Source organism: Microbulbifer maximicatervae (SeqCode) (assembly GCF_052468095.1).
In genome coordinates this window covers 1,783,635-1,810,492 of record NZ_CP174332.1, presented here as the reverse complement: position 1 = coordinate 1,810,492, position 26,858 = coordinate 1,783,635, and the positions used below count along the sequence as shown (strand labels likewise).

Genomic DNA, 26,858 nt, shown 5'->3' with positions numbered 1-26,858 from the left:
GTACTGGAGCAATTTAGTTGCTCTCGATTAAACCCAACATTTCTTTTGCAACCAGTGCAGAAGAAGGTAAAAACATTGTAGAAACAATACGCTGATCAGATATTACATCATGCTTATCAGCAACATTATCCTTATTAATAATAATGGCTCCATTCTCACGAAGGCGTTCCTCTACCAAGAACGGTAATAAAGTACCCTGCTTAGCCCATGACTTCTCTTCTTCTGTAGAGTTCGGGAAACCGGCAACCTTCTTACCCTTTACCATATAATGGCCATCTTTCAGTTTCACATCAGCAAACGCACCTGCCCCATGGCCACAGCTGCCCACAACTCCCCCTTTCTGGTAAATCCCACCCATAATATTTAGCAGCTCACGATTGGATGCCACATCAAATAAGGTTCCATAGCCTCCACCGATATAAACAGCTGCATAATTCTCTATAACTACTTGCTCAGGCTTTAGTGAACTATTTGCCCGTTCTAAAAAACCTTCATGTTTGATGGTGTAACTACTAATCCCCAGTGGATCCATCATAAACGGGACCACCCCACCTTTTGGCGAAACAAAGTCCACGTCATACCCATGGGAAACAAAAATATGGTAAGGCGGAGCGTACTCCCACAAATTATTTCTTGCATCGTGTTTCTCCGGATCACCCATATCCTGAAGATTAGAAGCAACGATTAGTATCCGCTTAGTCTCAGCTGCTTGTGAAGTTGCAATAAAGCCCATCACAAGAATTATCATAGAACAGATAAGGCTACAAATTTTTGCCGTTTTTCCCACGTTCAACTTCCCCATTCGAATAACTTTGATACGAAATAGATAGATTACATGAGTAACGTACAACCTTGACATAAGATCGATAGCTTGCAGGAGAAAAGCGATATAGCGAGGTCAAACTGCCCCAAAAGTAACAACGGCCAACATTTCTATAGCGCCAAGCCTACCACCACAAAGTTAACACCCTATTACCGAGCAGCCTTAATAGTTAGGGCAGTAACAACACCCCAAATCCAATTGAAAAACAACACCAGGACTGGTGTTAAGACTCCCAACTCAAATCCGGCAACACCCTTCCCAACCATCACAGGGAAAACCACAAACAATTGAAATGCAGAGGGAAACAAACTAAGAAGAGCTCCTTTTAAAAGTAACTTCGATGACCAGAACGGAAGAATAAATAGCAGTCCCCATAAGCCACCCCAAACAATACGAGGATAAAGCCACTCAGGAGATAGAGGAGGGGCAATTGATACGCCAAAAGCGGCATTAATCCCCAACTGGCCAAATAGCCACACCGCAATACTGTTTGCCAAAGCACCGAGGCTTCCGGCTGCAAAGAATATCAGTAGGTTTTTCATCTCCCTCTCCTAGAACTGTAGGACCACTGCAATATTTACTGGCGAATCACACCACAATATAGAAGAACCATCGTCACTCAATGGAAAATAACCTCGCGTACGAATCACAACCCCACCCGAGATGACAGAGTAACTTTTCTACTTTACCTACCCAATAATACAGAACATAAACCAGATTTATCTTGAGTACGCCTGCGTACCAATTAGACACAGCGGAAACGCCAGAAAAATTAGATAAAGCACTAGCCCCCTACTTCTCAAGAATGACCACTTAAAAAATATTTTCAATTTGAGAACCAGCAATATCCGCTGATCGTTTTTGCAACTAATCCCGAAAGAAAATAACTAGCTTCTCAAGCGCCAAATTTATGTAATAGATAAGTGGTACGCTTGTATTTATTTTATAAATCAATTAAAACCAAATAGGAACTAGTACTTATGAAAGTGCCATCAGCAGGAGTGCTGTACCCGATTTTATTAGGATTGGCGATTCAGTCAGCGACGTCTCAAGCCCAGTCCTTTGATGAGAGCGCCTATATTGACAGGCAGCTGCAATATATTGAGGAAGGAGTCACCTCTACCAACGATACTGCCGTCGTACTTCAGGCATACACCGGTGATGATCTCAACTGGGATGCGCTAAATAAGAACCTGGATGTACTCCGCAACGGCGGCAAGAAAAATTCTGACTTCACTCTCACCCGCCTAATCCGCATCTTATTCTTCCGCCCCGAAATAAAAGACGAACTCTTTGCCGCACTCGACGGCTATCACTTCTGGTTTAAAGAAGGCGGGACGGGTGACCATGTCTTTGCTTCAGAAAACCATATGATCATGTACACCTCTGCCCAATATCTCCTCCAGGAGAAATATGGGGCATTTGAGGACGACAGAACTTATAAGCGCCTAAAGCGCTATCTGGAAGTGAAGAACCAATATGGTTTCTATGAGTTCTACTCCCCTGTTTACTACCCCTATACCCTCTCGGCACTGCTAAACCTCGTAGACTTTGCAGAGGATGAGGAAATTCGTGAACTTGCAATCGGCGCTGCTCATCGCTTGCTGCAAGATATTTTATTGGTGACCAACGACCAGGGGATCAACTTCGCCGCAGCCGGGCGCAGTAATGACGGCTACCGCCGCAATGGGTCCGGAGGGAATATCAACCGGATTATCTACCTCCTGACAGGTCTGGGCAAAGAGTCAGTACGCACCCCCAGTCCCGCCGGCGTAATGCTCGCCACATCCGGGTTGGAAATCACCGATGAGGTTTTCGAATATTTCGGTAAAGATCTCAACATAAATTATTCAGTCGGCCATTCGCTGGGGGATGCCAGAAACGAGATCTATGCAGACTTTCCCCGGGAAGAGCGCGTACCCTTCTATTGGAGCCAGGGAGCCTACTTCCACCCCGATGTCGCAGCGGATACCGCCTGGTTCGCCAGCAAATACCAACTCGAAGGTTATGAGGGGCTCAAAGCATTTGACCAGTTCCTGGGACTATCCGAAGCAGCCGCCCCTGCGGCCGCCAAGGCGGGGGCTGTATTCAGCCGCAGCTCCGTACTCTCCTCGGCCAACTTTTCCATGTACAAAGATGGCGGAGTTATGATGCACTCCATCCAGAATTATTGGGGAGGCCGCCAGGGCTACCAACAAACCCCCTGGATAGCCACCACCGGTTCCCAGTCTATCTGGGCAAAAGTCGGCGACGGCAATAGCACCATGCAAAATGACCACCTGCCGAAAATAAAGCAGGTAAACAATGTCGCCGTGATCCAATACAACCCCTACCCGGAGATAGAACTGTTTCACTCCGGCGGCTCCGATGTCGCTCTACAGTGGCCCGAAGAGTTCGAGGAGGAGTCCCGCAGCGGTAACTGGAAGTTTGGTAGGGAAGATGATGGATACGTTGCCGTCCGCTACCCCTGTGGCAACGGTGACTCCAACACTGTGACCTGTGATTGGAACGAGCAGACCTGGGTCGTCATCATGGGAAGTGAAGAGCGCTACGGGAGCTTTGATGCTTTTAGACAGAGGGTGCTCAATGAAGTCAGTTACGATGCCGACTGGGAATGGCACGGCTCCTTCTGGAAAGGCACCTTGAAGTATGTGTACGATTCAGATGTAAAGTTTGATGGAACCGATATCAGCTTAACTTGGTAGCACCTAATTAAGCTCACGGGAAGGGGTACCCCCTTCCCAGCCTCTCTGCACCCCCAACCAAATTACCCTCCACAGACTATCAACCCAACCTCCTTCCATCTGAGCTTAGTTGACAGTGTCAACCAATATCAATAAGGTTGACACTATCAACCAGTTAGCATGGCGCCATGAAAGACACCGCAATCAATGAATCCCTCCACCAGCTTATTCACGCCTACAAACGGCGCTTGCGAGCTGGCATACAGGAGCAGCAAATTGGCTTGCCGGTGAGCCATATACGGGTACTCAAAGGTGTCTTCAAATTTCCACTGAGTACTGCCCGGTCAATTGCCCAGCGGATGAATTTGGACAAAGCCCAAGTAACACGTGTGCTAAACGACCTGGTGCACTCAGGGTTAATCGAAAAGACCGACAACCCCAATGATCGGCGCAGCCAGTTTTTGACACTAACTACATACGGAATAAGCACGCTGGAAAAAGTAAGCGGACAAGAAACTGAAGTGGCCAGGCAAATGACTCGCAACTTGAGTACTGAAGAGCTAGAAAACTTCGCCCGCATTGCCAGCGTTATGGTCGCCAATATGAAAGAGCACTCCACCCCTGACGAAAGGAGCTAAACCCTATGGCCGAGAAAGTTACCAGAGAATTGGTCGTTATTCGCAGGACACAAGTTACTGAAAATATGCTGCGCATCACCCTCGGTGGCGATGATCTAAAAACTCTCGCCCCCAATCAGGAAAGCGCCTATATCAAATTTCTGTTTCCACAAGCTGGAAGCGAGCGCCCGCTATTGCGAAGCTATACCATCAGACACCAGCGTGAAACTGAAATTGATATCGACTTCGCCCTGCATGAACACGAAGGGCCCGCTCTAAGCTGGGCACTTAAAACACAGCCCGGCGATACGATCTTAACCCGCGGCCCCGGCCCCAAAAAAATGACCAATCCCGAGGCAGACTGGTTTTTACTATTGGGGGACATGACTGCACTGCCAGCCATCAGCGTAAACCTTGCGGAGCTTCAAAAGGATGCAAAGGGATACGCATTAATTGAGGTCTCCAGTGAAGCTGATATTCAGGAGCTAGAACACCCAGAGAACCTGCAAATCCAATGGATTATCAATCCGGCTCCATCCGGCGAGAAACTCCTGGAAAAATTACAGGCTCTAACCTGGCTCGATGGACAGGCCTCCGTATGGGCCGCCTGTGAATTCGACAGCATGCGCACCCTACGGCAATTCTTTAAGCAGGAAAGAGTAATCCCCAAAACCCATATTTATATCTCCAGTTACTGGAAAATTGGGCAGTCGGACGAAGGCCACAAACTCGCCAAGCGCATGGACAATGAAAAGATGGAAGGACAGGGATAACTTATAGATAGGCGGGAAGAGAAAGCCTTCTGATTATAGGCTTTCCCTACTCAACAGAAACAGGCCTATCTAACCGATACCAATAATTAGACAAAAAACCCCGGGCATCGGGTTTAGATATCTGCCTGATAATTTCCGGGGCACCCGACCTACAGCGCCATTCATACATAGAGGCACGGCCAGCCACTACCGCAGGAACGGTCCCGGAACTTTGATTATCTTTGCAATATGAAAGCATCGCACTACTCGGCTCCCGACTGGTGTCAGCTTTCTCATCACAGGGGAGATTAGCCCCAACAAAGCAGGCAAAGACATTTCCATCCATACATCGCCAATAGGTCCCCCTCGCGATCCAATCTTCAGGCGCTTCTGCACCGAGATTGGCCGCTCTTCTGATACCATCAACGATTTCCTTTGGCATAGCTTGGCCGGCAAAGCGCTGAACTGGGTTATCATCGTTTACCACCGCCGCACAGTAGTCGAAAGGACTAGTGAGAACGCTTACCTCTCCCACTTTTTTATCTATAGAGTTAGCGTAATTTATTGCAGCAAAGAAGAATACAAAACCTAAAACTGTTGCACCCAAGTTTTTCTGCATCAATACTCTCCTCAAATAAAAAACAAGCCAACCACCTAACTGAAGATTCAATACACCATAAATATCAGAAGCATCCACTTTAGTTTGATCAAACCTACCCCTTAAGGCCGAACAAAAAGTGTTACACATAAGTTGCTTTTTCAAACTGACAGTAAAAAAACCACTACCACAAATCAACCAATAAATCCAAAAGCGATACCCGAATAAAATTTAAAAAGAAAAAATGGGGACGCCTAAAAAAAACAATCTAGAAAAAGACAGAAAAACTGATATATTTCTTAAAAATTCGAACCGGAGACTTCCATTGAGCCAAGATCTGCCACCCTCTGCCAAAGGTGTACCCAACTTAGAACTGCCCCAATGGATTAATTGCCAAGAACGCTTGCCCGAGCAGTCCGATGCGACCTCTCGCGGTTACGTCCGAGTTATATGGAAATCCACCAACAGCTCTAATGGTGTTATTACTCGCACCTGGGAAGTTGGCATGGACCACTATGAAAATGCCCACAATTATCTGGGTTGGATGCCTATCTCAGTCATTGTTGAATCTACCGAAACCCATGAAAGCGAACAGTTCAGTTCTGACAGGTATGAACTCTTCGACAGATGCTGGTAATGCACAGCGCACGAGTAGCAACTACAAATCCCTCACTCTAAAAAGGGGCAACCAAACAGGTCAGCCCCCTCCAAGCCAGATTCTAACTCACTGATTGACCCCGCCCATCACTGAACAGCAAACAACCAATCCAACTCCTCGTAGTAAAAACGAGCTTTCAGCAGCATCCCATTGACTACAATCATACTGCGCCTGCCTATATCCAATTGAGAGAATCTGGCTAAGGCTCCGCAAGAATCATCCTGCATTTCGCTGTTCAATCTTATCGACGCCAAAATGTTAGCAAGCTTGCCATCACCCAATTCTTGCGAAGTGGTCTCAGATACTATGACGAGCGGCCTGACTCTCGGCAGGATACTTGCCTTTTTGATTGCGCTTCTCAGTTCAAATCTCCCATCAATGCAGTGAATAGTGTTCAGCCATGCCCCAAATTGTTGAAAACGTCAATGCCAAGCAATCACCCTCTTTCTCCTTAGATAACCTGCTAAAAAGCGACCTCTTTGAGCGTGAAAATAGCTATCTCGATTCGAAGTATTTCGGAATGAAAGGAGAAATTAATCAGCTGTTGATTACTGAAACAGCCAAAGATATGGGAATGCAGGTCGACTATTACTCCAAAGATTTATACAAGATTACATATCAAGAAAAATATGTACTCTTTTGCGGAAACTCTGCACTGGTATCTGAGGCCTATCGTGCTTGCGCTCAACAGAAGCATCTGACGAAAGACTTGCTTGCTCGGAATGGTGTCCCCGTGGCAACAGGTCGGGTCTTCGACGATATTAAAGCTGCAACAGACTATTTCTCAACACTTCACTACCCTGTGGTCATCAAGCCAGTTACAGGTAGTCATGGCCGAGGTATTACCACGGGGATCACATCGGTCAATGCATTGCAAGATGCCTGGAAAACCGCCAGCGCCAAATCAAATAAAATAATCATCGAGCGCCATATCAGTGGCTGCGACTTGAGAGTGAATGTTATCGGGGGATGCGCGGTGTCTGCCTGCCTGAGAATTGCACCCAACGTCATTGGAGATGGAAGGCATAACATCAACGAACTAATCTCGGAGAAAAAAAACAATAAAAGCAAACGCAATCCAAAGTATCGAGTGGACTCGGACTACATACTCAGAACAGAACTGCTGGATGTGAATGGTATCTCCCGTGAATATGTGCCTGCTGAAGGAGAACGCGTCTGGTTGGCGGGCGTAGCAAATATTTCTGCGGGAGGAGAAAGTATTCAATTATTGGACAGGCTCGACACTGAGGTCATTCAGGTTGCAGAGCGTGCAGCCAGTGCGTTTCCTGGGATTTACTATGTTGGAGTGGATATTATTGTCCCTGACTACTCTTCCGAGACAGCCAGCTCTCCCTATGTGATCGAAGTCAATACAAACTCTGCAACCTCAACACCAGTTTTTCCTGATTTTGGTAAACCGATCGACCTCCCAAGGCTACTTCTGGAATATCTATTCAGTGCCTCCGGGCCAGCCCGCACCATTCAGCACGTCGAGAAAGGTCAGTATTGTCCCGAGTTCCACCCTATACGACTAGCGGCACCATGGAACTATCCATTCTACACACCAAGATTCAGAAACCGACAAAACGTGCTGATCAGCTTGGCTGCGTATAAATACGATTTGAAGCCCTACAACATCAGCACCAGTATCTCTGGTATCGTATACGGCGACAAACATGTCTTGTTTCATCAATCGACCCCCGATGTTGTGCCTCAAGTTGCGCGTCGTGCCTGCCTAAACCGTGTATTACGAAACAACAGGCTAAACGAAGCAGGGATCAATACGAGCTTGACTTCAGCCACTCATGATCCTGGTAAAGTGCCTTCTCGGCTCCGAAAATTTCGTGTCCTTACCATTGGCGGACAGGTTGTTGCCGCATTGGAAAGAGGGATAGAGCCAATCCGCAATTATGAAAGTAATAACATTGAGACACACCAACAGCGCTTCGGAGAATTTTTTCGCGACGTCAGTGAAATATTGCATGCAGATTTCGCATCAATTGCGACCCAATCTGTAGAGGCTCTATTTAATCCACTAATTGCGGGAGTCGACATAGTCGCAGAAGACATTAGTCGGCCATTACCATCTCAGTACTGGATGGTAAGCCAAATCACATGTAGCCCCTCGCTAGATTGGCATTACTTTCCCACTTATGGTGTTGGGCGCGATGTCGCCTCGGCATTGCTACTGCAACTCTTTCCCAAGTTGGAACAAACCATAATTCAGTTGCAGCACTGGAGAATCAGGGTCAAAGGAAAAGTTCAAGGTATTGGATATCGAAAGTGGGTTCAACGTTCAGCATTTAGCAAGGGCATCGTCGGAAAGGTATTGAATAGACCTGACAAAAGCGTAGAGATATGGGCGCAGGGCTCTCATACCGCCCTTGCCGCGTTACTTGACCAATGTGCATATGGCCCACATGAAAAGCCAAGCTTCGATATCGATCTGGAACCTCTCCCCATCACCGAATATCAAGGCTTTCGGGTTGATCACTCAAGTTCTGCCGCACATCCTGGAACTTCGCTGAAAGAGTGAAGTTCCAATGACCGTCAGCCACTACTCAATACAATGAAGCTGGCGTATGTATCCGCCACAGACCGACGCTATGTCGCGTAGCCTCGCCGTATTGAGAGCTTCTTTCCCGGGACTCAAATCAACCGGGGAGACCGTCATCACCTGGCTTCTCAGAAAATCATCACAATCCTCAACGCCCCCCTTGTTCCTGTAGCAGCAGTAGAAAGCATGAGCGCCATGTATTTATTTCACTCTCCGCTTTTAGTAACAGTTGTTTTCTGCCTGAAAAAACCTCCCAGAAAATGCAATAAATAAATACCCGCCGCTCAAGCGAGGCTGTTTACCTAAGTATTTCGAAACTGCTACATCACTGAGAAAAGCTGACAGAAATCCTATCCCACAAGTCAGAATTATTTGGTAAACGCGCCAAGGTGAAAACCTATAAAAATCAATCCAACTAACCCGCGCTATTTGAGAGACCTAATCGGCCTTATATTGACTAACCACTACCAAAAGGCACTAACCACCTGTAGTAATCCCCGCCCTTTTAGTCGAGGAGGATTTTAAACCACAGCCCTTTGCTTTAAGATCGCTTGAAACAACTGATTAGGAGGTTTTTATCAAGCCGAGTGGCCAGTTCTATTAACTAACCCAGCCTTTTAGTAAATAGAAATATAATTAGCCACAAAGCTACAATCTCACTTTTTGCAGTAATAGCCGCCATTGGATAGACCACAGCCAGCGAATGGAAAATAAAAAGGCCAGCACAATATAAGTCTTTGCTGGAAAGTGCTAAGCGCATCTAAAACATCTTTTCTTTCAAAAGGCTGCGCATACTTTTTATCTGAAAACTGTCAACAAAATGCAATCAAAACTCAAACTGAATTATTTACTAGCTTTCAAATGAATTCACTTTAAGCCTTAAAATTTTGACACACCTGGGTATCAGAAAGCCCTAATCCAAAAACCCTAAGGAGGTTTATCATGGAAATGAACTTTAAAGATAGAGGATTTCTCTCAACGTGGCATTTAAATATGGTCACCTTTGATAGAGAAGATAACCTGTGGTGCGTTGGAACTTCAAATAATATCGGAAAGTGGAATTCAAGAACTTTTGGTCTCGTTGACAAAAAAGAGTACAACCAATCCTGGGATTCCAAAATGATTGCATTTGACAAGTCAAATGCCATGTGGAGCGTTGGGACTAAAGGTAATCTTGCCAAGTGGAATACCACCGCTGGAGCCTGGGAGGAACCTGAGATTAAAAAGCCCTGGCCCCTAAAAATGATTGCCTTCGATAACTTTGGAGTAATGTGGTGTGTAGGCGCTGACGGTAATGTAGGTCAATGGAACCCCATTGACGGCAAGTGGGATGATCAGGGTGATCTCGGCGGCTGGAAACTGGATTGGATAGCCTTTAGACCCGGTGACCCAAGAAATGATATCTACTGCGTGGGAACCGAGCACAACCTGGGACTTCACGACCCCAAATTCCCAAATGACACTTTCCATATCGCCTCCAATTTTGAATGTAAAAGCCTCTTTTTCCATGAAATATTTGGATTCTGTGTCGGTACTGAAGGCAATATGGGTGTCTCAATTTAATAGGCAATAACTTTATCTGCTGAATAATATTCATTATTTTCAAGCTATTTCGTTGCCCCACCCAAAAAGTGCTCCTCTGGACCTTTTTGGGTGGGGCGTGGTACTTATCAAGTAAATAATCCAACAACTAGATACTCCCCTAACCAAACCATTTTCCAACCAATAAATGAAGCTCTCAGTGGGTTTCAAGAGCTGGACAAGTGGACCTCCCACTTCGCAGTGAAGGGAAGCTGTTCTCGCAAATGACATCGTCCTCCTGAACGACTCACCCTCAGTCTCCATCAGGTAAGCACCACGCCATTGCATCGACCATGCCAGTAAGTACGAATCCTGCTATATCTCCAAACACAGCCACAGCGAGATATTTCGTCGTTTAATGAGTCAAGTAGTATTCAAGGGGAAAAGCAAATAAAGACGACTAGATGCTATGACGAATTTGATTCTGGGTGATACCCTGCCTTTTTCACCTACAAGCGGATAAATTGTCTAAATTCTCTTGTAGATCGCTGTCACAGTACGGAAAGCCGACATGCAAAAATCGCCATGGGTTGAAAACGCCATCGCAAAAGCGGATGCACACTGGCAGGCATCCAAGTCCACCATTGAAGGAAAAGTATTCAGTGATGTACAGGACAACCAGGGCCTTCAGTATGTCGATATCGTGATGGAAGGTGGCGGTATGCTGGGGATCGCCCTGGTCGGATATACCTACATTCTGGAAAAGGCGGGAATTCGGTTTCGCAAAATTGCTGGAACCTCAGCGGGTGCCATCAATGCGCTCTTCTTGGCAGCGGCCGGTACACCGAGCACTGGCAAGAGCGAAAAGCTCTTGGGTATCCTCGCCAATGCCGACTTTGCCAGTTTTGAAGATGGCGAGCGCTATGCACGCAATACGGTACAGCGCCTGCTCAAGGGCAAAGGCTTGATGAGTAGTTTGGCACTGCACCCCTTCGATTCTATCCGCACCTTGCGGCACCTGCTCAGACATAAGGGGCTAAATCCGGGAGATACCTTTACCCAGTGGTTACAAACGGAGTTGAAACAGCTGGGCATCACCAACACCGCACAGCTCAACCAGAGAATTAACCAGTTCCCACAGCTTCTGTACCGCGGCACACCAGATCACTTGATAGGTAGCGGCGAGGTTGCCCTGGTGGCAGCGGATATCACTACCGAGACCCGCGCGGTATTTCCAGCCAAGGCGCCGCTCTACTTCGATAATCCGAGCGCAGTAAACCCCGCGGAGTTCGTACGTGCCTCCATGTCGGTACCCGGTTTCTTTAAGCCCTACACCGTAAAGGGCATCCCCCAATTAAGTGAGTGCAATACTGTCGCCGAGAATTGGCGCAGCATTAAAGGTATCGGTGATCCCAAACGTTTTTTCCGCGCTGGCTTTCCCAAAGATATTGAATTTGTTGACGGCGGCCTTGTCTCCAACTTCCCTTTCGATATCTTCCATAAACCCATCGGCACCCCCAAATTGCCAACATTTGGGATCAAGTTGGAAGTGGACCTGTACCAGCCAAAATCAGATAAGGTAGGAAGGTTTGCGATGGGGCTGATCAGCACTTGTCGCAATATGCTCGACAACCATGTGCGCGCGAGCTTGAACGCTGAATACCATGCGCTGGTAAAAGAAATCCCCATCAACCCCACCGATACCGGAGAAAACCCGCACTGGCTGGATTTTTCCATGCCGGACCACCACTGCGAACACCTGTTCTTATCTGGCGTCAATGCAGCAATTGAGTTTTTGAATCAGGGATTCCACTGGGAGGATTACTTGGTATTGCGCCAGCCGGACTCCTTCTATACCGGGGAAAAGCTGGCTTAAATGCAGGCCCGATGCGATAGTCGCAGCGGGCCCAGCACTCTCATTTAGAAAGAGCGACGACGATAAGAGCGGTAATCTGCACGCCAGAAGTTACGCTCTAGCAAACGCTCTAAATGCTCACGGCTCACCTTGGGCGCAACGCCATCCAATTGCGCCTGGGCAGCTACTGCCCTGGCAATATGCATGCTCACCTCGCGAATATCATTTAGATGTGGCAATAAGGCGCCCTCGCCATCTTTCACCACCGGCGCCTGCTCTGCCAGGGCGTTGGATGCTGCCATCAACATACTGTCAGTCACTTTCGAAGCACCGGAAGCAATCACGCCGAGGCCAATACCTGGGAATATGTAGACATTGTTACACTGCGCTACCGCATAGTGATGACCATCGATTTCTACCGCTGCAAAGGGGCTGCCGGTAGCTACCAAAGCCTCGCCCTTGGTCCAGCTGAATATCTCAGTTGGAGTCGCTTCAGCTCGGGATGTGGGGTTTGACAGTGGCATCACCAAAGGACGGCGGTGCCCCTTATGCAAAGCTTCGATTACTGGCTGGGTAAACAAGCCACCCTGCCCCGAAACACCAATCAGGATGCTGGGCTCAACATTGCCGATCAGCGTCTCAAGATTCCAGCTGGACACTCCATCGTACTTGCTCGGGTCTTGGGCTAGAGCCGCTTGGAAATCGTGTAGGCCTTTCATATCGGAAGTCACAAGCCCGTAGCGATCGAACATAAAGATCTGTTCACGAGCCTCAGCATCGGATAGACCGGCCTGCACTTTTGCACTAACGATTTGCTCGGCAATACCACACCCGGCTGAGCCGGCACCCACTATCGTCACCTTCTGCGCGGCGAGGGTTTCTTGCCAGGTCTTACAGGCAGCCAGGATAGTGCCCAGTGCTACAGACGCCGTGCCCTGAATATCATCATTAAAACAGCACAGGCGGTCGCGATAGCGCTCTAACAACGGCGTGGCATTGGTTTGGGCAAAATCCTCAAACTGAACCAATACCTTGGGCCAGCGACGTTTTACCGCTTCAATAAATTGCTCCAGGAATTCATCGTACTCTTCCTGGGAAATCCGCTCATGGCGCCACCCCATATACATGGGATCATTCAGCAAAGTGCGGTTATTGGTGCCAACATCCAAGGTGACAGGCAAGGTATAAGCCGGACTGATGCCGCCACAGGCGGTATACAGGGAGAGCTTGCCAATAGGGATACCCATGCCGCCGATACCCTGATCACCCAACCCGAGTATCCGCTCGCCATCGGTCACCACAATGACTTTGACGTTCTCTTTAGTGGCGCTGCGCAGAATATCGTCGATGTATTCCCGGTCCGGATAGGAGACAAATAATCCCCGGTGGTTGCGATAAATACTGGAAAACTCTTCACAAGCTGCACCTACAGTGGGGGTGTAGATAATCGGCAGCATCTCTTCCGTATGATGTTCGATCAGATAGAAAAACAACGTCTCGTTGTCGTCCTGGATTCCCCTCAGGTAGATATGTTTTTCCAGGCCAGTCTTACACTGCTGGAATTGGAGGTAAGCGCGTTTGGCCTGCTCTTCAATCGTCTCAACGGTATTCGGCAGAAGACCGACCAAATTAAACTCGAGACGCTCTTCCAAGCTAAATGCGCTGCCTTTATTGAGCAGTGGTATTTCCAGTAGGGAGGGGCCTGCATGGGGGATGTAAAGTGGACGCTTTTCGTTGTTACTCATATGCCTGCTTTTGCCTATCGCCCGAAGCGATGATTATTGCGTAGCCATATTTCAATATGACTGAATTAGCCAACCATGTTCTTGAAGTTGCATAAATGTGCTAACTCAACTGGGGCCGAAGACTATCTATTGTGCCGATAGATAACAAGGCCCCCAGTGTGGCCCAATTCGCGAATACACAGAGTCGCTCAACTATGCTAGCTGTAATTTATCTTCTCTTCGCAACGAATTCTTTTCAGTTAAAAAGTGATCCGACACATTCAGGAAATGGAGCCGCCATCGATGCACAAGAGCAAAGCTGGATTAACCCTGCTCCTCTTTATTCTTGTACTCAACCTTTATAGTTGCAGTAAAAAGCCCGACGGAGATAAAAATACAAATTCAAACGCCCGACAGACAGAGAGCGCCACTCCAGAAAAACAAAGGCCGCTTACAGCGATGGCACCGGAGATAGAAGCGGAGCTGGAAGCCCAACGGGACAGCGATAAACGCATCGCTCGCAATGTCTATTTTGGCGATACACATGTCCATACTGGCTGGTCGGTAGATGCGGGATTGGATGGCGCAATTCTTACTCCCGATGACGCCTATCGGTTTGCCCTGGGAGAAACTGTTACCTCCAACAGCGGACTGAAAGCCAAGCTCAGCCGCCCTTACGACTGGTTCATGATCACCGATCATTCAGACGGCATGGGAGTTATCAGCGAGATCGTCGATGGCAATCCGGAAATGATGTCCAATGCCACCTTGAAAAAATGGCACGAGGCATTAATTTCAGGCAGCGAAGAAGCGACCAATGAAGCAAAAAGTGAAGTCATCGTGCTTCAATCAGAAGGCAAACTGCCCGAGCAGGTAATGGACCCCAAATGGATGAAATCCACCTGGGAAAAAACCGTTGAAGCCGCAGAGAAATATTACAAACCCGGAGAGTTTTCTACCTTTATCGCCTTTGAGTGGACAGTTAACGCCGATGGTGGCGACAACCTGCACCGCAATATTATTTTTCGTGATGGCGCAGACCGCACTAAGACCCTGCTCCCCCTAACCACGTTTGATACCGAAAACCCGGTAAAACTCTGGGAGTGGATGAAGGCCTACGAAGACAAAACCGGCGGGCGGGTGCTCGCCATCCCCCACAACGGCAATATGTCTAATGGCCGTATGTTTATCGAGCGTCAGTTTGATGGCTCCGAACTCACTCCAGAGTGGGCACAAATGCGCGCCCGCTATGAACCCCTTTATGAGCTGGTGCAGGTAAAGGGACAAAGTGAGTCCCACCCTGCCCTCTCCCCGGAAGATGAATTTGCCAACTGGGATCTGTGGGATAGAGGCAACCTGATCTTAAAGCCCAAGCCCCCCGGTGCCCTGCAATACGAGTACTGGAGGGAGGCACTCAAGTCTGGCCTACGCCTGGAGGAGAAGCTGGGCACCAACCCTTTCGTGCTAGGCGCAAACGCAGCCACCGACACCCATACCGGGCTTTCGACACCGGACCAGGACAACTTCTTTGGCAAGTTCAAGACCCTGGAACCCAGCAACAAGGAGCGCTGGGCATTTCCCCTGCTCAAGGGAGTTGGTGGAGAGTACTTCGGCTGGGAACAAGCTGCCTCAGGCGTTACGGGAGTCTGGGCCAACGAGAATACCCGGGAGGCAATATGGGATGCGATGTACCGCAAGGAGACTTTCGCCACCACAGGCCCCCGGATCTCAGTTCGCTTCTTTGGAGGCTATGACTATAACGATGAGGATATTCACGGTGATCTGGTCGCCAATGGCTATAAAAAAGGCGTGCCAATGGGCGGGAAGCTACCTCAAGCCAGTGAGGGACAGGCACCGACATTCCTTATCGCAGCACTGAAAGACCCTGAGGGCGCCAACCTGGACCGTATCCAAATCATCAAGGGCTGGTTGGATAGCAGCGGACTCACCCGGGAGAAGATCTTTAATGTGAAGTGGTCTGGAAGCCGTAAGCTGGATACCGAGGGAAAACTACCCCCAGTTGGGACTACTGTGGATATGAAGACGGCGGAATACACCAACTCCATCGGCTCCCCTCAGCTAATCGCGGTATTCAAAGATCCCGACTTTAACCCCAAGGAAAGAGCCGTCTACTACCTGCGCGCCCTGGAGATACCCACTCCCCGATGGACTCTATTTGACAAGGTACGCTTCGGTACTGAAATGGATGAAAAAGTACCCCTTACCCAGCAGGGGCGAGCATTCAGCTCGCCAATTTGGTATTCACCCTAGAGTCAAATAGCCCGTATATATACGCGATTCAATTACTTGATGGATATGGCTATCTGAACCTCATTTCCATCCACATACTGCTCAAAATCTGTGGTGAAAGCTCGCTGATGGGGGCAATCCTCCGCAGCGAAGTAACTCCAAACCTCGCCCCACAAATCAATGGCGACCTGAGGCATTTCCCCTTTGGCGGAAAACATCAGGTATTTGCCTGGCAGTATTTGAATCGACTTGAAATCCTCAGACATATCCTTCGACAACATATCTGAACATGCATAGACATCAAAAAAGCCGGTATGGTCAGATTCGTAGTTGGAGTAAACACCAAATACCTTAGGGTTGCCCCTTAATTTGGGGGCAGCCTCTGCGCCGAAGCGCTCCCACATTGGCGTTATCTTTGCTGTTTTTGGGTCAGACTCATTAGCGTTCTTAGTGCGGGTATAAAAACCCACTAATTCCAGGCCTTCTAATTCTCTAACTTCCATTTTTATGGACCAATTATTTAGTTATTCGTAGAGTGCCGAATACTATAACAGCTCTCCGGGAACTGGCCAGGCGCACACGGTCACAAGAAATCACAAGTACCTTTTCAAGCTGACTTTACGGATTTCTGCCTTACCTCTGAAGGGGGGTACCCATACATCGATTTATAAAGCTGGGTAAAATAAGATTGACTTGAGAATCCGCTCTCCAGAGCTATATCGACTAAACGCTTATTGGTAGTCTTCAACTGAATATCAGCATGTTGTAACCTACGTTCGTTAATCCAAGCCTTTGGTGACTCAGCTTTAAAGACTTGGCCAAACTTATTCTTGAATGATGTGAGACTCATCCCAATCTGTTTAGCATAATTTGCTACAGACCAGTGCTGAGTAGCATTTTCCTCCATAAATCGACGGAAACGTTCGTTCACCGGATTAACCTTCCGAAGCAACTCGTCAGCTAAGCGGCAACCACAAGCTCCCTGCAGCTTCAAGAGAAGTAGTTCTTCCAGCTTTAAATAATTCAAACTCTCATCATTTAACTTGCTAAATGCACTCAGTGAATCCAAAGTAAAGCGTGTCAAGTCACACTCTGGAAAAACAAAAGGCCCGCTTTTGGGAAGCGTTGTCACGCTGGATGCAAGAGCGTTCTTTGCTTTAATCAGTACGCGAGTGTGTCGCTCATAAAATCGTGTCAGCATGACCGGGCTGATACTCGCACAGATGATTACTAGGTCTTCTCCCTCAGACAAATTATCAACTGTAACATGGCTCATTTCACCCGATAGCCAGATCTCCCCCGAAGCCATAGGGAATTCGCAAGCATCACTATTGATATCAGCAACACCTGAAATCACCATTGTCAGATTAAAATCTGAAGAAAACCCAATTGAAACATTTCCATCTGGTGAAACAAGTATCTTTTGAAACCGAAACAAGTCACCTAAATACTGACTTTCAAATAAGACATTTTGCCTTATGTGAGTGTCCAAATCCTTTTGGCGAGGGGCAATCATGGAATTCACCACTAAATTTACTTCTTCTGTATCTTTACGCTTCACCTGACTCAGCTGAAGCCAAGCTCCAATCACGACACTTTTGTTTCCACTGTGCTCAGGGAGCACTCATCAAGAGATCCGTGCACGGGGTGCGTGGTCACCAAGGGGGAGACAAAGCCGCTTTCGAGTTCAGCCATTAAAACCCACAATCGTTGAATTGAGCGTTTGAAGAATCATTTGAAAGGCGGATACAGCGAAACTATTTGCAGGACTAAAGTGCCAACCTCTTTAGGAAGGGCAACTTTATTAGCCAGGATAAGGGGAAGGTCTCATAAATTAACCTATAAACAGGAACATACAATCCTGCACTACTTAGCGGGCCCTTCCAAAATTCAATTATTCTTCATGCGCGACAAAGCAAGTAGACACCCCAATGCACCCTTTACATTTATTTACACTACCTTAAACGGAACAAGAGGAGTCTCTGAGAGTGAGGGATTGTGAGGTTTAAGCATCGCCTATTCTATTAGAAATAGTGTCACCATATGAAAATTACTGACTTAAAAACCCTAAGTATTCACTAGCAGCCCGGTGGTAATGAGAGACCTCAGGTATTTGGCAAAAGATATCTAAAACAGGCCCCATAACCATCTACTGGCTTTGTAAATTATGGAAAACCCAAACAATTTGCCTGATTAAGCCCCTCACTCTGGTGTAATCACCCAAAAACCGCTAGGTAATCACAAAGATACTGCCGGGTAATGCAGCTGTTAACTTAACTATCTTTAAACTTAATAAACATTTGATTTGTACCAGGTATGATTTTTTTCTAAAATGTGAGAAGATAGCTTTTAACAATATCCCTCGGCTCGTCATGACAGACTTTGCACCAAATAGGTGCCATGGAACCAAGCGGAATATTTATTGGCAAATTGAGAGAATTTTTATATATAAACTATGCAAGCGGATAAGATCATACCAATACTTAACCTCTATATTTCAACTATAGATTAGTATTTATTAAGATCTTTTCTGTTAACTCTTTAATTTGCCAGTATTAGTAATCAGCAAAACACCCTAAACCAATAAACTCTTAAGCCTTTGAGATTTATGTCAACTAGTTACTCTAAAGAATTAAATCGGCTTGCCCAACTTATGTGGGAGCAAGAAGCTGAGTTGGAGCTTAAGCCCCAGGAAGAGAAAGAAGCAGCTCCTGAAAAGCCCTCAGTCAACAATGCTCCTAATGACGTTTTTTGGGGCAAATGGAAAGGGCGATATATCGTGGTAATGCGCTATATATCGGGTAGAACAACCTCCAATGTTAAACTCCCCAATATATATGCCGATGAGGCCGATGCCCGCTCCGCCGCCCTCGATATCATTCGAAAATTTCCAGAAGCATCTATTCGCTATCTTTCAGCTAAAGAACTGGCTGTTTACCTCTAGCCAACCCTTGAGAGCTTTAGTTGGTGGTTTTTGAGCAGGGTGGCTGCACCACAGAGCCGCCCTCCCTCTTATTATTTTTATAGGCATCACTATCAGCGATTAATGCTTTGATATAAATTGACGAACCTCCTCCACAAATACATTGGAAGCAGGCTCCCGCCCCAGGAGTAAGTGACCGTCGCTATTAAGACCAACAAATCGAGCACCAGGTATAGCAGAAGCAATTTCACAGCCCGTTTGAACAGGAATACGCTGGTCCCCTAGTGAATGGATCACTAAAGTGGGCACATTAATCTCTTTAAGCATGTCCCGCACATCAATACTGCCAAAAACCGATAGGAAGCGGACAGCATTTTCCGGCGAAGTAGTCAGCCGCTGAAACTCATTAAACCACTCTAATTCGCGGGCATTCGCGCTTGGCATAAATGTCGTGGAAAAAATCTGCCGATAAGCAGGGTTATCCTGCCCCCAGCCCGTCGCTGTCAGGGTCATTACTGCTTCGCGCTCTTTTACCGTGGTCTCACTGGCACCTATTCGCCAACCTGCGTGATAACCCCCAAACAAAATCAGCTGCCTAACTCGCTCTGGATGTCTTACTGCATATTCAATAGATACTGCCGCTCCTTGCGATATACCTAGCAAAGTAAAGTTATCAACTTCACAGGCATCGACAACAGTCTCAAGGTCTGTAACAAACGACTCAAAAGAGATATTTTCAACCTCCCAATCCGACAGGCCATTCCCACGCTCATCGTAACGAATAAACTGGTGGTCGACAGAAAGCTCCCGAAACAATGGACTCCATATGGGAGAGTCCCAGTCATGCTCTAAATGACTCAACCAGTTTGCGGCTTTAACTATTGGAAGCCCCTCTCCCATCTTGGCATAGGCAATACGCACACCATCGCTGGCCGTACAAAATTCAACCTTCTGTTGAGTTAGCAGTTTACGCCCCGTAGCTAAATCATCACCGGACTCCTGAGCTACCGACTCACCAAGCCTGCAGGGCGACCATGTAATGCCTGCTTTGCGGAATCTTTCAGCAAGCCTTGTCCGTTCAAACTCCACTTCACTACTCAATCCCAATGAGCTCAACAAATGCAGTAACTGCGTTGCAGCGTTTGGGTTATAGGGCTCCAATGCCACCCAGCTGCGGGCCCAAGTTAACTGGTCCGGTATAGGAACACCCGGGTGAGAGGACAAGCGGGACAGCGCCCTCCCTTGCAATTGAACAATCTCTTGACGTTCAGACAGCAACCACCGTTGAAATAGTTCTTGATCGGGCAGATCGATCCCATCCAGGAAAGGCTCCTGCAGCTGTCGATGGATATCTTCCAGCTCTGCTGCCAAAACGCCGGGGGAATCAAGCTTAAGTGCTATTTCGGCAACATCAATACAAATGCCTTCCGTATCCAAGCTGACACGCTCTCTATCAGCAATGAGGCGCTCTATTTCTGGGTCGTTGACAATGGATCGAATTTTACTCAAAGACCAGCGCAGGGAGGCACGCGGATCATCGGGCAGCTCCCAGAATATCTCACATAAGCGATCCCTCCTGTGAGGTCTCGCAGCCAACAGTAAGAAAGCCAAAAGTGCTCGAGTTTTTCTTGAGGGTGGTAGATTAACTGGGCTGCCATCACGGGAGACAAGAAGGTCGCCCAGCATTTGGATTGAGATTCCCATTGATAAGTTATTAACCCCTGAAATGTAAGGTACTAGCAGTTCTCAGAGAAAGGCGCCGGTGATTTTCTCAAGGATAATTGTTAGCTGCAAACACCGCTCGCGAAAGATGTGAAACCCTCTGCCAAAACCCCTTATTCCGAGTCGCTTGGCAATGACAGTATAAACGCCGCTGTGAGGCTTATCCCTACCCCCAAAAGCGTACTCCGCTAGGTTTCTTTGAGGGTCTAGACTGAAATTGAAAGATTGGTCTAATCCGATAGCCTCTTCAAGAGATACTGAGAACGCCAAAAATAGACCCAAGAAAAGGGCTGAATACCCCTGAGCCAGGCGAACATATCATCGGAAATTATAAAAAGTAGAAAAAAGTATTGGGAGGCCAAGTGAACATATTGAAAGTGAGTTAAAAACCTATTTTTACAAACTCAAAAACTATGTCAGCGCGAGACTTATAATTCAGGAGAATAGCCGGAGTTTTGACTCACAAAGGCCTTTCAAAGTTTAGGCTAAGACACGTACGAAAAACGGAAGGTCAAAATAAAAACTGAATAAGCCTAAAGTAGAAGGGAGAGCGGCTCCTCTAGGTTTACAACCCGTAGACACCCTACCCAACTATCCAAAGTGCTCTTCAAATGCGCAAGCGCTAACTCACAAGCCCTAATTTATCTGTCGCTATGCACAAAGATATCAAACCCCAAAGCCCTTGAAGTTCTATATAATCTCGAATCACTATGATAGTGCTCATACCACTTTCTAAATTGTGAATATTTAAGAAATTTAAACTCACCCTTATTAGGATCAAAAAAATAACTTACTTTATCAGCAGATGGCTCAACACGAAATGCCATCGCATGTCCCCAACCAGTACCAGCTGTCCTTAAGACGCAGTGGATAGTATTGGACTGCTGCTTGAAGCAGTCTTTAGATTCAAGAACATCGAAAGATGCGGCGAACTGATCTTTCAACGAAGGACTTTTTTTCTTCTGTGCAATACCGCTACCCGCCTGCCCAATATTGCGAAACCCCTGAGATTCCAAATATTGTTTAGTCTCCTTAATCATCTCAAAAGATGTGCTAGGCCTACCCTCAGTTCCATTTGCAAACTTAAATCGATACATAGAGGCAAATCTCTGAGCGACCACGGCTATTTTTGTATCATCAATACTGCCACCGGTAGTTAACGCATCCTGAAGCCCCGACTGAAGGGCTTTACTGACCCAGCTAACTGACAGAGCCTCACAAATCCCACCCTTGGTATGTGGATGCTTTTTGGTGATTTTTGAATAGCTTCCCTGGCTGAATTTCCAGGTTAACTGCCCACCGTAATTGGACGCACTTGCATCACTATTCAGTAAACTTGGCATTTTTTATCCTCACATCACAACCGAATATTCGGCTTTATTTATATTATCCGGGCTTTATGCAAACAATGTGCAAATTTAGTGATTAATTATTATTAGAAAAAATATCACCCGAACATTTCCTTTAAAAAGCACGACAAAATTCAAAGAATGCACCTCAACCGATCAACTCATCACAAAAAAGTGACAAACAAAACACTGAGGTATCACCCACCTTTAAGGGAACCTTAAAATTAAAACGCAGCTTAGTAATGACTATATTAGTTTGAATGGTCGAAAATATAACGCTTTCAACATGCTATATTTTTACAGACTACAAGTCCACGACAAGCGATCAATGTCGCCATCAGGCAAAACAACCACAAAATAACTACTGTTATTTAAAATTCACTACAGGCATCAAGGTATTTCGGTTTACTTAAGGGGCCTCTGAATAGAGACTGGTTTTAAATATACTTATCAGTACAGCAATTTAACTAAACACCCAGTTAATTTTAAATCAACACATTGATTTAATTACCCTCGGTGAACAGGCACCAATCCGTACCTTTCGCTACACCGCATAACGTACTCAAAAGAGACATAAACAAACGATCAGAAGTAAGAATCAATGAACTTGGATCAAAAAGGCTAAAGAGCCACTATATCGTGGCTCTTTTTTGTCTCGGAGGGATATTGCTACTGTTGTGCTCCTTACCCGCCAGGGGAAGTTTTAACCTAGGGCGGAAGGAATAAATACTGGAAGCCCTCGAAACAACATCAGTTACACGAGAGAATCTTAAGTATCCTGGCGAACCACTAAACTGCCAAAACCAATCAATAGGCCACCACTAAAACGCTGAACCCATCTTTGCATATTCCCACCAATGGAAGCCACTTTCCACTTCGACAACATAGTCGCAAGTGCCAGAAACCACAGGAATATTATTGATGCATGAAGTGAGACCAATAGGAAAGCCTCATAGTAACTAGAGCTGCCAACTGAGATAAACTGCGGAAAGGCCGCGAGATAAAACATCGATACTTTGGGGTTAAGAATCTGAGTCAGGAAACCCTCTCCAAAATTTCGGAATGAGTTCCCAGGAGCTGCTGTAATTGGTAACAATTCATCCCCTGTATCCTTCACGGAAGATTTTGATAGTGTGGCTAATATCGTTTTCACTCCCAAATAAACCAGGTAGGCGGCCCCAAGATATTTGATGAATGTATAAATTTCAGCCGACTGCAATATAATCGCCGATAAACCCAAGATCGAAATGGCACCATGGGCAAATGTTGCTGAAACCAGCCCAAAAATATTCTCCACTCCCGGCCTCAGCCCCCTACTAGCTACTGTTTTAAGAATCAGGACGCTGTTCGGCCCTGGTGAAATAACCAACAAAAGAGAGATTGCAGCAAATGCGAGGATTTCACTCATAATAATAAACACCTTAAAGAAAGCCAGTGGATAAGGGGTACATCTAAGGGGTATATCTAAGGAGGTCGCCGAGCCAAGGGTTGGCTCGGACTAAGGTCAATACAGGTAAGTTGCCGTACCGGTAGCAATCAATTCATCCGTGTCGTTAATCAACTCCATTCTCGTTACAACCAGCTTGTTACCGGTGCGCAGAATTGAGCCATGGCAGAGAAAGTGTTCTCCCCTGCCCGGCTTTAGGTAGTCTACACGCATGTCGACCGTACCCAGCTTTAATAGGCGATCCACTTTTTCTTTCCAGTGCACATCTCCCAGATGCTGGTAGGCGGCGACCATTGCGGTCAAACCACCAACCGTATCCAGGGCGGTGGCAATTACGCCACCGTGCAGGATGTTCTTCCACACATTGCCTATCAACTGTGGGTTCAGTTCAAAGCCTGCGGAAAGTGTGAGCGCCTCCAGGTCCAGGTCGCGCATCTCAAGTCCAATTTGTTGATTAAAAGGAATCTGCTCAAAAAATTCCTTTACCAACGCCTGAAACTCACTGGGTGAGGGTTCTGTCATAGGCGGGCAACCCGGTTGAGCCCATCCAGTGCAGCACTGCGATATGCCTCTGCCATGGTGGGGTAGTTAAAGGTGGTATTAACGAAATAATCGATTGAATTATTCGGTGCTGGTTGTTTCATAATGGCCTGGCCAATATGCACAATCTCAGCAGCCTCTGCTCCAAAGCAGTGAATGCCCAGGATTTCGTGAGTCTCGATATGGAACAAAATCTTGAGCATGCCTACGCGCTCACCAGAAATCTGCGCCCGCGCAGTGTGCTTGAACAGTGCGCGGCCCACTTCGTAGGGTACTTTGGCTGCGGTGAGCTCTGATTCGGTTTTACCCACAGAGGAAATCTCTGGAAGGGTATAAATCCCGGTAGGCGCATCTTCAATTACTCGATGGCCACGGCCCGCAATCGCTGCTGCAACCGCACGCCCCTGGTCATAAGAGGCACTGGCAAGGCTGGGCCAGCCAATCACATCACCGACCGCAAAAATATTTTCAATTTCGGTACAGTAGTGATCGTCAACGCTCAATTGTCCGCGATGGTTCGCTTCCAGACCGACATTCTCCAGGCCGAGGGAGCTGGTGTTACCAGTACGGCCGTTACACCAGAGCAGTGCATCCGCATGGATACGTTTGCCGGACTGCATCTCCATAATTACGCCCTGCTCATTGGGCAGTACCCGCGCATACTCCTCCTGGTGGCGAACAGTCACGCCCATATCGCGCAGGTGATAGCTCAGCGCATCAGAAATCTCATCATCGAGAAATTCCAGCAGGCTGTTACGGGTATTAATCAAATCCACCTTAACGCCGAGGCCAGCGAAGATAGACGCGTATTCACAGCCGATAACACCAGCACCATAGATCATAATGGAGTGAGGGGTGTGCTGCATGTCCAGGATCATATCGCTGTCGTAGACCCGTTCGTGATCAAAGTCTACATCGGCGGGGCGATAAGGGCGTGAGCCAGTAGCAATAATAAACTTCTTCGCTGTAATAGTTTCCGCCGCACCATCGGGCATAAGCACCTCGACAGTATGTTCATCGCGGAACTTGGCTTCGCCGACGATCAGCTCAACCCGGTTGCGGGCATAAAATGAAGTGTGCATTTCCACCTGATAGGAAATGACTTTATTCACCGTCTGCATTACCTGGGGGAAAGTAAGGCGGCGGGGTTCACCCAATGCGCGAAAAACGCTCTGGGTGTTATAACGCATCAACTGTTTGACAGAGTGGCGCAGCGCCTTGGAGGGAATGGTACCTTTGTGAGTACAATTACCACCAACCACTTGACGCTTTTCAATAACCGCAACGCGCATGCCCTTTTTTGCTGCGCTCATTGCGGCGGCCTCTCCAGCCGGGCCAGAACCAATTACTACCAGGTCAAACTTTTGCTCTGCCATTAAATGCTCTAATTCTATTTTCCAAACGGAGTCCACAGCGCGCTAACGCCATTTACTCAATACTAAATATACGGTTATCGGCACCACTTGTGCCAATGACATAAAACAACAAGCCCGTTGATCACGGGCTTGTTGGAGAGAGAAAGCTTACTTGCGTTTAGATGCGTCGTAAGCGAGATCTTCGGCAGTCATCTGCTGCTGTCTTTGCCTCTCCTGTTCCTTTTCACACTCATCGTCATCGCCACCGCAGACTGTGCAATCCTGCTTCATGCCGATATTGTTGAGCCCGCCACAAGTTCCCTTTAACGGTTTGTTCTGAACCATGGCCCCGATCGCCATACCGGCAACAACGAGCAACATGGCCACAAAGGCAAATATGAAAATTGTCACTTCTCAGACCTCTCTACATAAGGTTTAAAGCCAGAGCTAGAACGCTCTTCGAAACCTGAATCAGTTTTCACCACCATAAAGACGGCTAGATTATCTCTTTCTGCCAACGCCATGCCGGCATCAGCACCGAGGACATTGATCGCGGTAGCCAGACCATCGGCTTCTGCACAGGTGTCGGCAATCACGGTTACCGATGCCAATTTGTGCTTAATGGACCGCCCGGAGCGTGGGTCAATGCTATGGGAGTAACGAACACCATCCCTTTCGTAGTAGTTGCGATAGTCTCCACTCGTAGCTACTGCCTTCCCACTCACCGCGATTGGCTCCTGCACCATCTGCCCTGCCGCGCTGGGTACTTCAATGCCAATTACCCAGGTCTTACCCTTTGGATTCACACCCTTAGTTCGCAGTTCACCGCCAATTTCGACCAAGTAGTTTCGAATACCCAGGTCTTCCAATAGCTCCGCAACCCGATCAACGCCATGGCCCTTGGCAATCGCTGAAAGATCCACCTCAACCGGGCGGCTCTTGATAACAGTGTCTGGCTTACGGGTCAGGGTTAACGCATCGGAACCGACGACGGTTAGCAGATCGGCAATGTCTTTATCTGAGGGGATATGCTCCGGTTCGGGCTGGGGACCAAAACCCCACAAGTTGACCAGAGGGCCGACCGTCACCTCGAAAGCGCCTTCACTGCGGCGATAAATATCCAGGGACATTTCCAGTACATCCGCCAAGTGTTGGCTAACCGGGATCGCCTGCCCTACCGGGCTTTGGTTAAAGCGCATTAACTCAGAGTCGTCGATATAGGTCGACATCTCCTGGTTGACCTGCTGCAACTCATCGTCGATCAACTGCTGCAACTCACCCTGCTCCAGCCCAGAGGGCACCTGAACGACGGTGATGTGATAGCTGGTTCCCATGGTGCGGCCAGCCAACTGCCAGGACTCCGGCGAAGGAGCACAAGCCGATAAAATTACAGCCGCCCAAAGCAAAAACAGGGCCGTAAAGACGGGCCCTGTTTTTGAGTTTGTCGGGCCTGTGATTGCTTTTAGCAAGCTAAGCCCTCCAA

Annotated in this window: 22 protein-coding genes; 9 read left to right on the top strand and 13 right to left on the bottom strand. The window is 47.5% G+C overall.

Annotated elements, in window-relative coordinates:
* Positions 1 to 13: 13 nt before the first annotated feature.
* Both ACJJIL_RS07765 and ACJJIL_RS07760 read right to left on the bottom strand, forming a co-directional pair.
* Positions 14 to 787: a type 1 glutamine amidotransferase domain-containing protein gene (locus tag ACJJIL_RS07765; protein WP_445361597.1), complete on the bottom strand. Its 774-nt coding sequence runs from the start codon at positions 785 to 787 to the stop codon at positions 14 to 16.
* 185 nt (positions 788 to 972) lie between these two features.
* Positions 973 to 1,365 carry a hypothetical protein gene (locus ACJJIL_RS07760; RefSeq protein ID WP_445361596.1) on the bottom strand — a complete coding sequence of 131 codons (393 nt, stop codon included), beginning with the start codon at positions 1,363 to 1,365 and terminating at the stop codon, positions 973 to 975.
* Between the two features lie 438 nt (positions 1,366 to 1,803).
* Between ACJJIL_RS07760 and ACJJIL_RS07755 the strand changes: the two genes are divergently transcribed.
* From ACJJIL_RS07755 to ACJJIL_RS07745, 3 genes are all read left to right on the top strand, one after another.
* Positions 1,804 to 3,528: a hypothetical protein gene (locus ACJJIL_RS07755; protein WP_445361595.1), complete on the top strand. Its 1,725-nt coding sequence runs from the start codon at positions 1,804 to 1,806 to the stop codon at positions 3,526 to 3,528.
* 167 nt (positions 3,529 to 3,695) lie between these two features.
* The gene (locus ACJJIL_RS07750) at positions 3,696 to 4,145 is read left to right on the top strand and encodes a MarR family winged helix-turn-helix transcriptional regulator (RefSeq protein ID WP_445361594.1); all 450 of its coding nucleotides are present in this window, start codon (positions 3,696 to 3,698) and stop codon (positions 4,143 to 4,145) included.
* A 5-nt stretch (positions 4,146 to 4,150) separates the two neighbouring features.
* Entirely contained in the window at positions 4,151 to 4,897 is a 747-nt protein-coding gene (locus ACJJIL_RS07745) for a siderophore-interacting protein (protein WP_445361593.1), read from the top strand.
* A gap of 46 nt (positions 4,898 to 4,943) precedes the next feature.
* Here ACJJIL_RS07745 and ACJJIL_RS07740 read toward each other — a convergent pair whose 3' ends face one another.
* Entirely contained in the window at positions 4,944 to 5,495 is a 552-nt protein-coding gene (locus ACJJIL_RS07740) for a hypothetical protein (protein ID WP_444914104.1), read from the bottom strand.
* Positions 5,496 to 5,799: 304 nt separating this feature from the next.
* Between ACJJIL_RS07740 and ACJJIL_RS07735 the strand changes: the two genes are divergently transcribed.
* The 4 genes from ACJJIL_RS07735 (at position 5,800) to ACJJIL_RS07720 (ending at position 12,086) form a co-directional block, all read left to right on the top strand.
* On the top strand, positions 5,800 to 6,111 hold the full coding sequence (locus ACJJIL_RS07735) for a DUF551 domain-containing protein (RefSeq protein WP_444914105.1): 312 nt from the start codon (positions 5,800 to 5,802) through the stop codon (positions 6,109 to 6,111).
* A 421-nt stretch (positions 6,112 to 6,532) separates the two neighbouring features.
* Positions 6,533 to 8,668, top strand: coding sequence for an acylphosphatase (locus tag ACJJIL_RS07730; RefSeq protein WP_445361592.1), 2,136 nt, complete (start codon positions 6,533 to 6,535; stop codon positions 8,666 to 8,668).
* Positions 8,669 to 9,631: 963 nt separating this feature from the next.
* Positions 9,632 to 10,252, top strand: coding sequence for a ligand-binding sensor domain-containing protein (locus tag ACJJIL_RS07725; RefSeq protein WP_413662418.1), 621 nt, complete (start codon positions 9,632 to 9,634; stop codon positions 10,250 to 10,252).
* Between the two features lie 529 nt (positions 10,253 to 10,781).
* Positions 10,782 to 12,086: a patatin-like phospholipase family protein gene (locus ACJJIL_RS07720; protein WP_413662419.1), complete on the top strand. Its 1,305-nt coding sequence runs from the start codon at positions 10,782 to 10,784 to the stop codon at positions 12,084 to 12,086.
* A gap of 44 nt (positions 12,087 to 12,130) precedes the next feature.
* On the opposite strand, the gene ACJJIL_RS07715 is transcribed toward ACJJIL_RS07720, so the two are convergent.
* On the bottom strand, positions 12,131 to 13,810 hold the full coding sequence (locus tag ACJJIL_RS07715) for an NAD-dependent malic enzyme (protein WP_282932344.1): 1,680 nt from the start codon (positions 13,808 to 13,810) through the stop codon (positions 12,131 to 12,133).
* Between the two features lie 282 nt (positions 13,811 to 14,092).
* Between ACJJIL_RS07715 and ACJJIL_RS07710 the strand changes: the two genes are divergently transcribed.
* Positions 14,093 to 16,060 carry a DUF3604 domain-containing protein gene (locus ACJJIL_RS07710; RefSeq protein ID WP_445361591.1) on the top strand — a complete coding sequence of 656 codons (1,968 nt, stop codon included), beginning with the start codon at positions 14,093 to 14,095 and terminating at the stop codon, positions 16,058 to 16,060.
* Between the two features lie 32 nt (positions 16,061 to 16,092).
* Here ACJJIL_RS07710 and ACJJIL_RS07705 read toward each other — a convergent pair whose 3' ends face one another.
* Positions 16,093 to 16,542 (bottom strand): GyrI-like domain-containing protein, encoded by a 450-nt coding sequence (locus ACJJIL_RS07705; protein ID WP_413662422.1) that lies wholly within the window; start codon positions 16,540 to 16,542, stop codon positions 16,093 to 16,095.
* 104 nt (positions 16,543 to 16,646) lie between these two features.
* Positions 16,647 to 17,600, bottom strand: coding sequence for a helix-turn-helix transcriptional regulator (locus ACJJIL_RS07700; protein ID WP_445361590.1), 954 nt, complete (start codon positions 17,598 to 17,600; stop codon positions 16,647 to 16,649).
* A 1,047-nt stretch (positions 17,601 to 18,647) separates the two neighbouring features.
* Here ACJJIL_RS07700 and ACJJIL_RS07695 point away from each other — a divergent pair.
* A complete protein-coding gene (locus tag ACJJIL_RS07695; protein WP_444917555.1) occupies positions 18,648 to 18,983 on the top strand; it encodes a hypothetical protein in 336 nt (111 codons plus the stop codon).
* Positions 18,984 to 19,082: 99 nt separating this feature from the next.
* Here ACJJIL_RS07695 and ACJJIL_RS07690 read toward each other — a convergent pair whose 3' ends face one another.
* The 7 genes from ACJJIL_RS07690 to ACJJIL_RS07660 all read right to left on the bottom strand — a co-directional run bounded on the left by ACJJIL_RS07690 (position 19,083) and on the right by ACJJIL_RS07660 (position 26,844).
* Positions 19,083 to 20,666 carry a bifunctional AfsR/SARP family transcriptional regulator/alpha/beta hydrolase gene (locus tag ACJJIL_RS07690; protein ID WP_445361589.1) on the bottom strand — a complete coding sequence of 528 codons (1,584 nt, stop codon included), beginning with the start codon at positions 20,664 to 20,666 and terminating at the stop codon, positions 19,083 to 19,085.
* Positions 20,667 to 21,325: 659 nt separating this feature from the next.
* Positions 21,326 to 22,027: a YopT-type cysteine protease domain-containing protein gene (locus tag ACJJIL_RS07685; RefSeq protein ID WP_413662426.1), complete on the bottom strand. Its 702-nt coding sequence runs from the start codon at positions 22,025 to 22,027 to the stop codon at positions 21,326 to 21,328.
* Between the two features lie 775 nt (positions 22,028 to 22,802).
* Positions 22,803 to 23,441, bottom strand: coding sequence for a LysE family translocator (locus ACJJIL_RS07680; RefSeq protein WP_413662427.1), 639 nt, complete (start codon positions 23,439 to 23,441; stop codon positions 22,803 to 22,805).
* Between the two features lie 96 nt (positions 23,442 to 23,537).
* Positions 23,538 to 24,002 (bottom strand): thioesterase family protein, encoded by a 465-nt coding sequence (locus ACJJIL_RS07675; RefSeq protein WP_282932335.1) that lies wholly within the window; start codon positions 24,000 to 24,002, stop codon positions 23,538 to 23,540.
* On the bottom strand, positions 23,999 to 25,396 hold the full coding sequence (sthA, locus tag ACJJIL_RS07670; protein WP_108733649.1) for a Si-specific NAD(P)(+) transhydrogenase: 1,398 nt from the start codon (positions 25,394 to 25,396) through the stop codon (positions 23,999 to 24,001). The genes ACJJIL_RS07675 and sthA overlap by 4 nt, the downstream gene beginning before the upstream one ends.
* 147 nt (positions 25,397 to 25,543) lie before the next feature.
* Positions 25,544 to 25,786, bottom strand: a complete 243-nt coding sequence (nqrM, locus tag ACJJIL_RS07665) for a (Na+)-NQR maturation NqrM (protein WP_282932334.1) — start codon at positions 25,784 to 25,786, stop codon at positions 25,544 to 25,546.
* The gene (locus ACJJIL_RS07660; RefSeq protein ID WP_444933530.1) at positions 25,783 to 26,844 is read right to left on the bottom strand and encodes an FAD:protein FMN transferase; all 1,062 of its coding nucleotides are present in this window, start codon (positions 26,842 to 26,844) and stop codon (positions 25,783 to 25,785) included. Before ACJJIL_RS07660 ends, nqrM begins: the two co-directional genes overlap by 4 nt.
* Positions 26,845 to 26,858: the final 14 nt, after the last annotated feature.